This is a genomic window from Kerstersia gyiorum (assembly GCF_004216755.1).
Taxonomy (GTDB): Bacteria; Pseudomonadota; Gammaproteobacteria; order Burkholderiales; family Burkholderiaceae_B; genus Kerstersia; species Kerstersia gyiorum.
This window is the reverse complement of record NZ_SGWZ01000001.1, coordinates 865,009-878,643: the sequence shown is the minus strand read 5'-3', so window position 1 is coordinate 878,643 and position 13,635 is coordinate 865,009. Positions and strand designations below refer to the sequence as shown.

10 protein-coding genes are annotated in these 13,635 nt (G+C 62.6%); 4 read left to right on the top strand and 6 right to left on the bottom strand.

Translation table 11 applies throughout. From position 1 onward, the window contains the following. A complete protein-coding gene (gene apbC, locus EV679_RS03905) occupies positions 1-1,086 on the bottom strand; it encodes an iron-sulfur cluster carrier protein ApbC (RefSeq protein ID WP_068367112.1) in 1,086 nt (361 codons plus the stop codon). Positions 1,087-1,230: 144 nt separating this feature from the next. On the opposite strand from apbC, the gene EV679_RS03900 reads away from it, so the two are divergent. Further along, entirely contained in the window at positions 1,231-1,518 is a 288-nt protein-coding gene (locus tag EV679_RS03900; RefSeq protein WP_068367114.1) for a hypothetical protein, read from the top strand. Between the two features lie 182 nt (positions 1,519-1,700). Here EV679_RS03900 and EV679_RS03895 read toward each other — a convergent pair whose 3' ends face one another. From EV679_RS03895 to ahpC, 3 genes are all read right to left on the bottom strand, one after another. Beyond that, the gene (locus tag EV679_RS03895) at positions 1,701-2,375 is read right to left on the bottom strand and encodes a DUF4328 domain-containing protein (RefSeq protein WP_130486546.1); all 675 of its coding nucleotides are present in this window, start codon (positions 2,373-2,375) and stop codon (positions 1,701-1,703) included. A gap of 248 nt (positions 2,376-2,623) precedes the next feature. Continuing rightward, positions 2,624-4,204, bottom strand: a complete 1,581-nt coding sequence (gene ahpF, locus EV679_RS03890) for an alkyl hydroperoxide reductase subunit F (protein ID WP_068367117.1) — start codon at positions 4,202-4,204, stop codon at positions 2,624-2,626. Between the two features lie 182 nt (positions 4,205-4,386). Next, positions 4,387-4,950, bottom strand: a complete 564-nt coding sequence (gene ahpC, locus EV679_RS03885; RefSeq protein ID WP_068367119.1) for an alkyl hydroperoxide reductase subunit C — start codon at positions 4,948-4,950, stop codon at positions 4,387-4,389. A gap of 247 nt (positions 4,951-5,197) precedes the next feature. Between ahpC and metG the strand changes: the two genes are divergently transcribed. After that, positions 5,198-7,267 carry a methionine--tRNA ligase gene (gene metG / locus EV679_RS03880; protein WP_068367121.1) on the top strand — a complete coding sequence of 690 codons (2,070 nt, stop codon included), beginning with the start codon at positions 5,198-5,200 and terminating at the stop codon, positions 7,265-7,267. A gap of 143 nt (positions 7,268-7,410) precedes the next feature. Here metG and EV679_RS03875 read toward each other — a convergent pair whose 3' ends face one another. Next, entirely contained in the window at positions 7,411-8,169 is a 759-nt protein-coding gene (locus EV679_RS03875; RefSeq protein WP_068367123.1) for a sulfurtransferase, read from the bottom strand. Positions 8,170-8,246: 77 nt separating this feature from the next. Continuing rightward, entirely contained in the window at positions 8,247-9,035 is a 789-nt protein-coding gene (locus tag EV679_RS03870) for an META and DUF4377 domain-containing protein (RefSeq protein ID WP_165389947.1), read from the bottom strand. A 294-nt stretch (positions 9,036-9,329) separates the two neighbouring features. Here EV679_RS03870 and EV679_RS03865 point away from each other — a divergent pair, with 294 nt between their 5' ends. Both EV679_RS03865 and EV679_RS03860 read left to right on the top strand, forming a co-directional pair. Beyond that, positions 9,330-10,688: an MBL fold metallo-hydrolase RNA specificity domain-containing protein gene (locus EV679_RS03865; RefSeq protein WP_130486544.1), complete on the top strand. Its 1,359-nt coding sequence runs from the start codon at positions 9,330-9,332 to the stop codon at positions 10,686-10,688. Positions 10,689-10,713: 25 nt separating this feature from the next. Continuing rightward, complete coding sequence (locus tag EV679_RS03860) at positions 10,714-13,599, top strand: sensor histidine kinase (protein ID WP_130486543.1); 2,886 nt, start codon at positions 10,714-10,716, stop codon at positions 13,597-13,599. Positions 13,600-13,635: the final 36 nt, after the last annotated feature.

Sequence of the window (13,635 nt, the reverse complement as noted above, 5' to 3'; positions counted from 1 at the left end):
TCAAGCTCCCTTGACCACGACAGTAGGAATTTTCATGGAACGGTCTCGCGGCAGCCTGGCAATGCTCGCGGCGATACGTTGGGCGATCTGTTGGTAAATGACAGCGGCAGGCCCCTGCGGCGCGGCCACCACGCTGGGGCGCCCGGCATCGGCGTCCTGGCGTATATCCAGGGCCAGCGGCAGGCTGCCCAGGAACGGCAGTTCGAATTGTTCCGCCAGCGCCTGGCCGCCGCCTTCGCCGAAAATGTGCTCGGCGTGGCCGCATTTGGAGCAGATGTGCACGGACATGTTTTCCACCACGCCCAGGACTGGCACGTCGACCTTTTCAAACATGCGCACGCCACGGCGCACATCCAGCAAGGCCAGATCCTGCGGCGTGGTGACAACCACCGCGCCCGTCACCGGCATTTTCTGCGCCATGCTGAGCGCGATATCGCCGGTGCCAGGCGGCATATCGACAAAAAGATAATCCAGGTCTGACCAGTTGGTCTGGTTCAGCAGTTGATCCAGCGCCTGCACCACCATCGCGCCGCGCCAGATGGCCGGCGCATCGGCGGCAATCAGCAGGCCGATCGAATTGGCCTGCACGCCATAACCGATCAAGGGGTCCATGGTCTTGCCGTCGCTGCTGCCGGGCTTGCCTTCCAGCGCCAGCAGCGCCGGCACACTGGGGCCATAGATATCCGCATCCAACACGCCGACACGCGCGCCCTGGGCGGCCAGCGCCAACGCGATATTGACAGTCGTGGTGCTTTTACCGACCCCCCCCTTGCCCGACGCCACCGCAATGATGTTGCGCACATTGGGCAGGGGCTTCAGGCCTCGATGCACCATATGAGTACGTACGCGCCAGCCCAGGGTCACCTGCGCCTCTGCCGCACCAGCGCGACGCAGCGCAGCTTGCGCCTCGGCGCGCAACAGTTCATTGGCGCCAGGCGCCGGATATCCCAATTCCAGACTGACGGATACGCGCTCACCCTCGACCTGCACGGCCTGGTCTTTCAATTCATGATCAAGGGGCAATTCCGTCGCCGGATCAACAACTTCATGCAACGCGGCGCGGATTTGCTGTATCGTCAAACTCATGTCACTATGGCTCTTAGTGGTGTAACTTCAGATGCTGCCGGAAAAATCCGGTACGTACCCTAAAGAATAGCGGATCGGCCAGCGTTTACGCCGATTTACCTTGCAACGGGAACTTTCCGCCACGCCAGCCCTCAGTCCTATACCATGACCGATACTATCGCACGCTTCTTCCGCTACGTCCTCCTGTTCACACTGGGACTGGTTGGCCTGTTCATGGCGTTGGTGTTCATGATCTCCAGCGCCATTGCCGTAGGCATCCTTTACGTCTGGGCCCGCCTGCGCGGCCGCCCCTTCGGCGTGAAAGCCTACTGGCAGCAACGCAGTGCCGGCCGCAGCCCGCAAGCGCAGGCCTGGCAACAGCCCCGCCGCCCCTACGGCAACAAGTCCGGCAAGGACGACATCATCGACGTGCAGGTCCGCGACCTGCCCTGACAGCATGACCAACGTGAGCTTGCCCTAGTAAGCTCGCTTCTACCCTTCCTGCCACCCAGCGCCGCATGCGCTGCCTTTCGATAGCTGCCCGATAGCTACCCGCGCATATGGGATGGTGGCCTGCTTCCAGTGCAACATTGCCAGCCGGACATCGCCGCGCTGACCGATGTCTGGTACGCCACTCAGACTATCCCTGGCGCACCCCTTGTGCGAGCAGGCATCCGTGCCTGTTGCAGGCCCGCAATGCGCTGAATCAGGATCAATCCGGCAATACACAACGGGATGTCCATCAGGTCTGCAACCTGCATCACCAGGTTTGCCTGCATCAAGGCGGGCAGCGTTTCCGCACGCTGCCCCAATTGATACGCGGCATTGCCCAGCACGCAGGCCAGCAGCCAGAACAGCCACCACCAGTGCAATACCGCAGGCACACGCGCTGTCTGCCAGGCGTCTGGCACCGCGCTGGCCTGCCAGATCTCCTTCATGGCCTGATAGGGCTTCCAGAGATTGACGATAGGCACGAAATAGCACCCCACCGCCCATGCTGGCGAATAGCGCAGGTTTTCTGCTGTCAGCGCATTCGCATTGCGGTTGGCGAAATAGATCCAGCTGCCGATCATCACTATCAGTGCAATAAACAGGCCAATCTGCAACAGGCCTACGGTTCCCTGCCGCATTGCATTGGCTGTGGCCGCGTCAAGGGCCTGGGCATGGCTGGCAAAAACCTGATTATCCAGGTCTGTCAGCAACCCGTACTCCACCATACCCGATAACCAGGCCACTGCGGACAATGCGATATTGGCCAGCAGCAGACGGCGTATCCAGCGCGTGGAGCGCGTCAAATCCCTGAGTTCCATCTATGCCTCATGCATGCAAACCAGCCTGCCTGTCGCCCATCCCGGGCACAAATAGGAATGATACGCTCTTTCAACAAGTCAGGCGCTGATCAAGACGCTTGCAGCCAGGGCGCAGCACAGGTCAAGGAATGCAAAAACCATGGCAAAAATGACACAAGCCAGCGCAAAACAATGCGCTGGCTTGTGCGGGAACGCCACAACTGCGGCGTTTGAATCTGGCGACGTTATCCCGTTGCCATCGTAACGGCTCAGGCAGTCACTTCCGCCTCGCCTGCCGCCGGCTGGCGGATCAGGTAGTCGAATGCGCCCAGAGCTGCCTTGGCGCCTTCACCCGCAGCGATGATGATCTGCTTGTAGGGCACCGTCGTCACGTCGCCGGCAGCGAATACGCCGGGCAGCGAGGTTGCGCCACGCGTATCCACTTCGATCTCGCCATGCTTGGAGAGATTCAGCGTGCCCTTGAGCCATTCGCTGTTGGGCACCAGGCCGATCTGGATAAACACACCAGCCAGCTCGACCTTGCGGCTTTCTCCGCTCTTGCGATCGGTATAGACCAGGCCGTTGACCTTCTGGCCGTCACCCACGATTTCCGTGGTCTGCGCATGCAGGATGACTTCGACGTTCGGCAGGCTGTAGAGCTTGCGTTGCAGCACGGCATCGGCACGCAGCGCTTCGCCGAATTCGATCAGCGTGACGTGGCCGACCACACCGGCCAGGTCGATGGCCGCTTCCACGCCGGAGTTGCCGCCGCCAATCACCGCGACGCGCTTGCCCTTGAACAGCGGGCCGTCGCAGTGCGGGCAGTAGGCCACGCCATGGTTGCGGTATTCGCGCTCACCCGGCACGTTGATTTCGCGCCAGCGCGCGCCCGTCGCCAGAATGACCGAACGGCTGCGCAGTTCCGCGCCACTTTCCAGCTTGACCGACAGCAGGCCGTCGCCTTCCTCCAGCGCAACGACGCGCTGCAGGTTCATGATGTCCACGTCATACGACTTGACGTGCTCTTCCAGCGCCGCGGCAAAGCGCGGGCCTTCGGTGTGAGGCACCGAGATGAAGTTCTCGATTGCCATGGTGTCGAGCACCTGGCCGCCGAAACGCTCGGCCACCACGCCCGTGCGGATACCCTTGCGAGCCGCATAGACCGCTGCCGCAGCACCGGCCGGGCCACCGCCGACGACCAGCACGTCGAATGCATCCTTGGCGTCAAGCTGGGCAGCCTTGCGGGCCGCCGCGCCGCTATCGAGCTTGGCCAGGATTTCCTCGACCGAGGAACGGCCCTGGCCGAACACTTCGCCATTCAGGTAGACGGTCGGCACGGCCATGATCTGGCGCTGCTCGACTTCATCCTGGAACAGCGCGCCGTCGATGACAACGTTGCGGATGCGCGGGTTGATGACTGCCATCGCGTTGAGCGCCTGGACCACGTCCGGGCAGTTCTGGCAGCTCAGCGACATATAGGTTTCAAACAGGTACTCGCCATCGAGGTTGCGGATCTGCTCGACGACTTCCGGCTCGAATTTGATCGGATGGCCGCCGACCTGCAACAGGGCAAGCACCAGCGAGGTGAATTCGTGACCCATGGGGATAGCGGCGAAACGAATGCCGATATTCTCGCCAGGGCGATTGACGCTGAAGGACGGTTTGCGCACACCGGCCTCGTCGCGCTCGACAAAGCTCACGCGATCGGACAGCGCTGCGATTTCCTGCAGCAGTTCACGCAGCTCCTTGGACTTGGCGCCATCGTCAAGCGACGCAACGAGCTCTACCGGCTGCGTGACACGTTCCAGATAGGCTTTCAATTGATTCTTGAGGTTGGCATCCAACGACATGAGAAGCTCCGGTATTCAGTGATGTGTATTCGTGGCAGCATGCCTTGTGGGCATGACACCTCTGTTGCCGGGACAGCGCGGCGCGGCGGTCCTGGCCGGGGGCCGGCCACCAGGCCTGCCCCCGCAGTGCGCGTCCGCAATCGGACACGCACCGGTTTTATCTCCGGCTCTTGGCGTGGAGATTAGATCTTGCCGACCAGATCCAGCGAGGGGGTCAGCGTGGCTTCGCCTTCCTTCCACTTGGCGGGGCAGACTTCGCCCGGGTGCGAGGCGACGTACTGGGCAGCCTTGACCTTGCGCAGCAGCTCGCTGGCGTCGCGGCCGATGCCGTTGTCATGGATTTCGCACAGTTTGATCTGGCCTTCCGGGTTGATCAGGAAGGTGCCGCGCAGCGCCAGGCCTTCTTCTTCGATCAGCACGTCGAAGTTGCGGGCCAGGGTGGCGGTGGGGTCACCGACCATCACGTATTGCACTTTCTTGATGGCGTCCGAGGTGTCGTGCCATGCCTTGTGCGCGAAGTGGGTATCGGTCGACACGCTGTAGACTTCAACGCCCAGCTTCTTGAATTCTTCGTAATGATCGGCCAGGTCTTCCAGCTCGGTCGGGCACACAAAGGTGAAGTCGGCAGGATAGAACACCACGACCGACCACTTGCCGGTCAGCGATGCGTCGCTGACTTCGATGAACTTGCCATTTTGGTACGCCTGAGCCTTGAACGGTTTGATCTGGGTATTGATAAGAGACATGGTGATAATCCTGTTGTCTGGGTTGAACACGTCGGCACCGTTGCCGGTACCGCTCTTGCAGGCATATAGTGCCTTTTCTTTTCAGATATGAAAAGTGAATTAATTCTATCCCACTGATTGATTTTTTCAATGACAGGGGAATGACCGCATGCTTTGGGGGACGTCGCGGCACAAAGCGCCGCCAGGCCCTAAAATGGCCTGACCGGTTCCTCGCAATCGGCCTTCCTACAACCTTTCTATAGTTGCCATGTCTCGCACACTGTTCGTTACGACTGCCCTGCCCTACGCCAACGGCTCCTTCCACGTGGGCCACATCATGGAATACATCCAGGCCGATATCTGGGTGCGGGCGATGCGAATGTCGGGACACACGGTGCACTTCGTCGGCGCTGACGACGTCCACGGCGCGCCCATCATGCTGAAGGCTGAAAGCGAAGGCATCACACCGCAGGAACTGGTGGCGCGCTATGCCGCCGAGCGTCCGATGTACCTGAACGGCTTCCATATCCGTTTCGACCACTGGCACAGCACGGATTCGCGTGAGAACGTCGAACTGTCGCAACAGATATACCGCAGCCTGCGTGACGCCGGCCTGGTAGAGACGCGCACCATCGAACAATTCTACGACCCGGTCAAAGGCATGTTCCTGCCGGACCGCTACATCAAGGGCGGCTGCCCGCGCTGCAAGGCGCCAGACCAATATGGCGATGCCTGCGAAGTCTGTAGCGCCGTCTACAGCCCGACCGAACTCATCGACCCGTATTCGACACTGAGCGGTGCCCGCCCGGTGCTCAAGCAATCCGAACATTTCTTCTTCAAGCTCTCCGACCCGCGCTGCGTGGAATTCCTCAAGCAATGGACCACCGGCAGCAATGCCCACGGCGCACGCCACCTGCAGGCCGAAGTGCTGGCCAAGACGCGTGAATGGCTGGGCGGCAGCGGCGAAGAAGAAAGCGGCCTGGCCGACTGGGATATTTCCCGCGACGCCCCCTACTTCGGTATCGAGATTCCCGATGCGCCGGGCAAGTACTTCTATGTCTGGCTGGATGCGCCAGTGGGCTACCTGGCGTCGCTCAAGGCCTATTGCGCCAAGCAGGGCCTGGATTTCGACGCGCTGCTGGACCCTGCCGGCAACACTGAACAGATCCACTTCATCGGCAAGGACATTGTTTATTTCCACGCGCTGTTCTGGCCGGCCATGTTGAAGTTCGCCGGCCGCAAGACGCCGGATCAACTGAACGTGCACGGTTTCATAACCGTCAGCGGCGAAAAGATGTCCAAGAGCCGCGGCACCGGCATTTCCCCGCTGCGCTACCTGCAGATCGGCATGAATGCCGAATGGCTGCGCTATTACATTGCCGCCAAGCTGAACAGCAAGGTCGAAGACATAGACTTCAATCCCGAAGACTTCATCGCCCGCGTCAACAGCGACCTGATCGGCAAATACATCAATATCGCCAGCCGCGCCGCCAACTTCATCGCCCGCCATTTCGACGGCCAGCTGGCCTACCGTGGCGACGAGGCCGAACTGTCCGCCAGCCTGCAGGCGGCAGCCGAACAGATGCGCGCCGACCTGGAGGTGCGCGAGTATGGCCGCGCCATCCGCGAAGCCATGGCACTGGCCGACCGCATCAACCAGGAATTCGATACCGCCCAGCCCTGGGTGCTGGCCAAGAACTGGCAAGAAGCCGATGCCGAACGCCAGGCCGCCCTGCAGGATATCTGCTCGCGCGCCCTGGCCGGCTTCAAGGCCCTGACTGTCATGCTGAGCCCCATCCTCCCGGAACTGTCGCAACGCGTGGCCAGCGAGCTGTTCGGCCTGGATCGCGGTTTTGTCTGGACGGACGCCGGCGAGCTGCCGCGCAACGTGGCCCCGTTCAAGCACCTGATGCAGCGCGTCGCGCCTGAAATGCTGGACCAGCTGTTCGAACCGCCCGCAGCGCCGGTGGTCGTGCCAGGCGGCGAACCCATTGCCGACACCATCAAGATCGACGATTTCGCCAAGATAGACCTGCGCATTGCGCGTATCGTCGAATGCAAGCGCGTCGAAGGCTCCACCAAGCTGCTACAGCTGACGCTGGACGCGGGCGAAGGGCGCCATCGCAACGTATTCTCCGGCATTCAGTCGGCCTACGAACCTGAACAGCTGGTCGGCAAGCTAACCGTACTGGTTGCCAACCTGGCGCCGCGCAAGATGAAGTTCGGCGTGTCGGAAGGCATGGTGCTGGCAGCCAGCCACGCCGACGACAAGGTGGATGCCGGACTCTACATCCTCGAGCCCTGGCCCGGTGCGCAGCCCGGCATGCGTGTAGGCTGATGTCCCACTGGCCGCTTGCGCGGCCAGCGTGCCAGAGGAAGCAGACAAGCCCCGCAGCATTGCCATGCTGCGGGGCTTGTTCGTTGTTGCGGAAGCTGGCTGCGAAATCACAAACCCGGTCGGTTGCGTTCAGCCGTCTTCGTTCAGTTGCTTGCGTGATGCACCAGCGGGCTGGGCTGCAACGCGGGGTCCAGCGTTTCGCGTTCGTCAAAGACGAAACAGGTACCGCGATAGCCCACGCCCCCGGTGTCCTCGAAGTATTTGAGGATACCGCCGTCAAGCTGAAAGATATTCTCCACACCTTGCTCGGCCATGTAGATCGCCGCTTTTTCGCAGCGAATGCCACCCGTGCAGAAACTCACCACGGTCTTGCCTTTCAGCTCGTCCTTGTGCGCCTGGACGGCCTGGGGAAACTGGGTAAAGCGGTCTATGCGCCAATCCAGCGCGCCCTCGAAGGTACCCGCATCAACTTCAAATGCATTGCGCGTATCCAACATGACGACCGGGCGTCCAGCATCGTCGCTGCCCTGCTCCAGCCAGCGTGCCAGGGTACGCGGCGCAACCGCCGGCGCCCGCCCGCCTTCAGGCCGGATGGCCGGCTCGTCCATGCGGATGATTTCCCGTTTGATGCGCACCTTCATGCGCTTGAACGGCACGTCTTCGGACAGGCTGTATTTAACTTCCAGCGGCGCAAAGCGCGGGTCGGCGCGCAAGGCGGCCAGCCAGCTTTCGATGTCCTCCGCCTGGCCGGCCAGGAAAAGGTTGATCCCTTCTTCGGCCAGCAGCACCGTGCCCTTGAGCGACAGGGCGACCGCCTGCTGCAACAGCCGTTCGCGCAGGCTGGGCAGATCATTGAGGGAAACAAACAGGTAGGCGGCAATATTGGTGACGGCTGCAGACATGGCGGCATTCAGGACTTCAGGACTGCGGGACAAGCCTGCTGGCCCGGCAGGCGCCGCACCAGCAGGTGGAAATAACTTTACTCAACGACGGAGCGCTGTTCCAGCACGCCATCGAGCACCCAGCGCACAGACGGCGCGTCCGCAGGCGGCTGGTCGACCTGGATTTCAGTGATGCGCAGCAGGTAAGACGTGCCTGGCTGGAAATCAAAACCGGCGATCTCGCCATAGAAAAGCTGCCAGGGCGAATCCTTGCTGTCGCGTACCCGGTAGCAAGTCTGCGGCGCAACACCGGTACAAGGCACCTTGCGGTCGTCCAGGTAGATCTGCCGCTTATTGCCGGTTTCCTGCATGTTGCCGGAACGCCGCGAGAAGGACAGCACATCGCCATCATCGAGCACCAGCACCAGATGGCGCGGTTGCGCGACGGGTTCGGGCGCCGCCGATACGATGGATGCCAGGCCATGCAGGAAATCGGCTTCCAGCACCATGGCCTCGGGGTTGCAGGCCATGCGGGTGGAACCGAGCTCATCTATGCTGAGCGCAGACAGGCCATCGTAGCGATAGCTGCCGAAATAGCGATTGCAACCCGCAAAGCCGCTCACGCGGCCGGCCTGCGAGATATCATCGCGTGCGAATTCGAGCGTCAGTGCCCGGTTCATCCCAACGCGCACGGGGATATCGCGCACTTTGCCATCCGCAGATGCCCAGCGCACCAATTCCCAGCTCGTGCCGTCATAAGGACTCTGGTACGAGACAGTTGTTGCTTGCTTTGAAGATGCCGCGTCGTCCCCGGATGACAGCGTTCCACACGCAGCCAGGCTGGCGCTCAACGCCGCCCCGGTCAGACACTTCATCGTAATACCCATGCGCCTCAACGCAATCTCCTGGAGATTCGCCTGTTTGACTCCGCCCGCAACACGCGCAGGCGTTCGGAAAAATCTGGAACCCGGATAACAGGCATGCATTGATTATATGTCCAAGCACACCGCGCCTTGCCCCCCGGATAGCCCGCATCAGCGCGCCTGCGGGCGGCCGACGGGGCCCTGCCGCTGCTCGTCCGGCCAGGCGGGTTCCATGCGCGGCAGAGTATCATGACAGGCAAGCCGGCTGTTTTTCAGTGCAGCCATAAGCTCATACGTTCAATGACAGGGGCCGCAATCATGCTTTCATTGACTTCTCTGGGCGGCGCAGGCACCGTCACGGGCTCGAAACATCTGCTCACGCATGGCAATACCCGCTTGCTAATTGACTGCGGACTGTTCCAGGGGCTGAAGAATCTGCGCGAGCTGAACTGGGAAGGACTGCCCATCGCGGCCAGTGATATCAATGCTGTCGTACTGACCCACGCGCACCTGGATCATTCTGGCTATCTGCCCCGCCTGGTTCGCGAAGGGTTTCGCGGCCCCATCTATGCTACCGACGCCACGCGTGATGTCGCTGCCCTGATCCTGCGCGACAGCGCCCACCTGCAGGAAAAGGATGCGGAATATGCCAATCGCAAAGGCTTTTCGCGCCATGCCGTGGCAGAGCCACTCTATCGCGTGCGCGATGCGGACCGTGCCATCACCGCCATGCAGTCCGTCGCCTGGCACAGCCCGGTGGATCTGCCCGGCGGCGCCACGCTGCTGATGCGCCGCGCCGGCCACATCCTGGGCGCGGCCAGCGCGCAGATCGACATAGGCGGGCGCAGCATCGTTTTTTCCGGTGACCTCGGGCGCTACGACGATCCGGTCCTGCATGACCCCGAACCCGTGCCGGCTGCAGACTATATCGTCATTGAATCCACCTATGGCGACCGTGTCCATGATGAGGCAGACCCCGTCGCCCTGCTGGGCGACATCATCGAACGCACGGCGAAACGGGGCGGCACGGTAGTGATCCCGGCGTTCGCCGTCGGCCGCGCCCAGTCGCTGATCTACTACCTATGGCAATTGCGGCAGGCGGGGCGGCTGCAGAACATTCCCGCCTACCTGGACAGCCCGATGGCAGGCAACGCCACGCAATTGCTGCACGCCCATCCTGCCGAACACAAGCTGGACGATGGCGAGTATGAAGCCGCCTGCCAGGCCATTGCCTATGTACGCGACGTGGAAGAATCCAAGGCGCTGTCCGCCAACCGCTATCCCAAGGTCATTATTTCGGCCAGCGGCATGGCCACCGGCGGCCGTGTCCTGCACCACCTGGCAGCCTTTGCCCACGACCACCGCAACACCATACTCTTTTCCGGCTTCCAGGCCGCCGGCACGCGCGGCCGCAAACTGCTGCAAGGGGCGCGGGAAGTGAAGATACACGGCAATTGGGTACCGGTACGGGCGGAAGTCGCCGAATTGCCCATGCTGTCGGCGCATGCGGACAGCAATGAGCTGATGCGCTGGCTGTCCGGTTTCCGCAGAGCGCCGCAACGCGTTTTCATCGTCCATGGCGAACCGGAGGCCGCCGATGCCCTGCGAGTCCGCATAGAACGCGAGCTCGGCTGGAACGCCTGCGTTCCCCGCCAGGATCAGGAATTCCAACTCTAAACGGCACCCGCCATATCAAGCGCCCATGACTTCGCCACGCGTGCCCGATATGACCGGCCATCCACCCGCCCCTTCCCGGCTGACTATCGTGCTGGCCGTGCTGGCACCGTTCATCGTGCTGGCGACGTTGTTGCTGGCCTGGAGCGCCCAGCACGCTCTGGGTGCACGGCAACAGCAGCTGGACGCCGAGTTTGCCCGCCTGGCGCGCTATTTTGATGCCCAGAAGCAGTTTTTGCTCGCGCTGGACGCCAGCAGCCGAAGGCTGTCCAGGCTGCCTTTCAGCCACCTGTCCGAAGCTGGCACGCAGATATCGCCACCGGACAGTTCCGTGCGCGTCTACCAGGCCCGGCAGAATACAGCCGACCTGCCGTATGCGCTCATCTGCGGCACGGCCAGCACCTGCGAGGAAAATGGCGAACCCGCTGGCAACCAGTGGTACGCCATCGGCAATTTCCTGACGGATTTCTATGCTGCCTACTGGTCGGGCATGAGTGAAGCCGGCCCCTACCTGCTCTTCAATGACAGGACAACGGGCAACAGTCTGGGGCTGCCCACCAGCAGCCAGCCCCAGGGCATATCGCGCACCCTGCCGGCGTCGCAGCGGGCCGCCGTGCTGACCTTCGTCACCGGCATCGACGCCGCCACCATCCCGGCGTCGCCTGCGGCAGGCGTGCTCTGGTTCCGGCTGCCGGAATCCCCGGACCTCATCGCCGGACTGGCCCGCATCAACCTGCCGCCACATCTCTGGCCAGACAGTAAGACGCCGCCCCGTTTTTTTGCCGCGCCCCTGTCCAGGATCAGCCGCTTCCTTTCCGCAGAAACCACAGCAGGCATCTTGTCGCTGACACTGCAAGGGCAAACGCTGGCCAACGACGCAGCGCCGCTGCCCGAAGCCGCTGCGCCGGGTTTCCGCCTGAGCGCCAGGGGTGCCGTCTTTTCGCTGGGCCGCCATGGCACCAGCCATGCCGCCGTCCTGGTTCCATACCGTGAACTGCTGCGCGGACACGGCTGGCTGGGCTACTCGCTGGCCGCGCTATTGGTCCTGGCGCTTATTGCCACCTGGCTTGCCTTGCGCTGGCATCAGCGGCGGGTCCTCACGCCTGCCCGGCATGCCGCCGTCCAGGCCAGTGAGCACGCGCAACTGAACCAGGCGCTGCTGGCCCAACCACAGGCTGCCATCTGCATCGCCAACCGCCATCATGGCCGCCTGCTTTACGCCAATCCGCTGGCTCAGGCCTGGCTGCAACAGGGCCTGCCTGCCTCCCTGCCCTCACCCTTGCCTCCGCCCTTGCCGCTGCCCGATGACCCCGGCCTTCCGTTGGACGCCGCCGGACTGCTGCCTATCCAACAGGTGGACTGGTGCGGCCGGCGCCTGCAGGCCAGCTATATGCCAATCCGGCACGCCGGCCAGGAAGCCTGGCTATGCGTGCTGCACGACCAGGCGCCGCTGCTGCGCTGCCAGGACAACTTGCGTGCAGCGCGCCACCAGGCAGGGGTGGCCCTGCAAACCCACAGGCGCTTCCTGGCTGCCATCCGCAACGAACTGGACGCCCCGCTACACAACCTGAATGAAGCGCTGGCTATTCTCTCCCTGGTCCGGCCCGACGCCTTGCGGCAATCCGTAGCATGCATCAGGCAAACCACGGACGAGCTATCGCGCTTTCTCTGCAACCTGCAGGAAATTCACCGGATGGATAGCGGTGCGGTGTCCCTGGCGAATGCGCCTCTGGACCCTCACCGGCTACTGCAGGACTGCATCGCTGAACATCAGCCGCAAGCCCGGCAGAAAGGCGTGCTGCTGTTTGCCCATGTGGATATTGCCGTGCCCCCAGGCGTCAAGGGCGATGCCACCCGCTTGCAGCAGATCATCCACAACTTTCTGCACAACGCGATGCAGCTCACCCCTGCCGGCCATATCATCGCCCGCCTGCATGCGCGCCCTGCCGACACGGATCATGCAACGCTGGTACTGCAAATCAGCGACAGCGGAGCAGGCATCCCGCCCGATGCCTTGCAGGAATTGGCATCTACCTTCCAGGCCCCCGCCGACCACCCCCTGCCTGTCCACGGCAGTAGCCTGAACCTGGCCGTCAACGCCCGTCTGGCCCGGCTCATGCAGGCGGACATCCGCGTGACCAGCGAAGCGGGCCTCGGCAGCAGCTTTGTCTTGACGCTCACCCTGCCGCTGGCCCCTGCGCCCACCGCTGCGGCAGCAATCAGGGCAGCCCCCAGACTGGATGGCCTGCAGGTCTGCGTGCGCAGCCCTCACGCGGAACTGAGCGCCAACATCAGCGCATGGCTGGATAAATTCGGCGCCCAGGCCCGACCGGCACAGGGCACCCCGCTGCCTGAGGCCACGCGGAGCCACGGCATTCTGCTGGATGTGCTCATGCCACGCGCGCACCGTCCGGCAGAATTCGCCGGCACCTACGCCACGGCAGGCATGCCGGACGCAGCCGGCGCAGCGGTCAATCTGAGTCTGCCAACGGCTGATCCGATGGCCATTGCAGATGGCCTGCAGCGTGCCGCAACGCCCGGAGTGGACGGCCCGGCGCCGGGAATTCTCGCAACGACAGCACCAGCCACGCTGACACCGGACAGCCAGAAAACCATTCTGAGTGAATTGAGCCTGATCCCCGGCAATTACCAATCCCTGTTCCGCGATACCATGTCTGAAGACACCCTGGCGCTATCCCAGGCCTGCACTGCCGGTGATGCAACCCGGGTCACCTGGTTGCTGCACCGAGTTCACGGCATTTTGATTGCGCTGCGCCAGAACGGGCTTGCACAGTTGTTCCAGGCCCATGAAACCGCCATCAGGCAGCTCGGGCTCACCCCCGGCACCCGCACCAACCTGGGCAGCCTGGTAGCCGAAACCCAGGCACTCATGGACGAGCGCCTGAAAGATTGAAGAGCACTGCTGCGCCAATGAACCAGAACCAGCAGG

Excerpts from the sequence above, each read along its gene's own strand:
- apbC (WP_068367112.1), bottom strand. The coding sequence starts at position 1,086 with ATGAGTTTGACGATACAGCAAATCCGCGCCGCGTTGCATGAAGTTGTT.
- EV679_RS03900 (WP_068367114.1), top strand. The coding sequence starts at position 1,231 with ATGACCGATACTATCGCACGCTTCTTCCGCTACGTCCTCCTGTTCACA.
- EV679_RS03895 (WP_130486546.1), bottom strand. The coding sequence starts at position 2,375 with ATGGAACTCAGGGATTTGACGCGCTCCACGCGCTGGATACGCCGTCTG.
- ahpF (WP_068367117.1), bottom strand. The coding sequence starts at position 4,204 with ATGTCGTTGGATGCCAACCTCAAGAATCAATTGAAAGCCTATCTGGAA.
- ahpC (WP_068367119.1), bottom strand. The coding sequence starts at position 4,950 with ATGTCTCTTATCAATACCCAGATCAAACCGTTCAAGGCTCAGGCGTAC.
- metG (WP_068367121.1), top strand. The coding sequence starts at position 5,198 with ATGTCTCGCACACTGTTCGTTACGACTGCCCTGCCCTACGCCAACGGC.
- EV679_RS03875 (WP_068367123.1), bottom strand. The coding sequence starts at position 8,169 with ATGTCTGCAGCCGTCACCAATATTGCCGCCTACCTGTTTGTTTCCCTC.
- EV679_RS03870 (WP_165389947.1), bottom strand. The coding sequence starts at position 9,035 with ATGGGTATTACGATGAAGTGTCTGACCGGGGCGGCGTTGAGCGCCAGC.
- EV679_RS03865 (WP_130486544.1), top strand. The coding sequence starts at position 9,330 with ATGCTTTCATTGACTTCTCTGGGCGGCGCAGGCACCGTCACGGGCTCG.
- EV679_RS03860 (WP_130486543.1), top strand. The coding sequence starts at position 10,714 with ATGACTTCGCCACGCGTGCCCGATATGACCGGCCATCCACCCGCCCCT.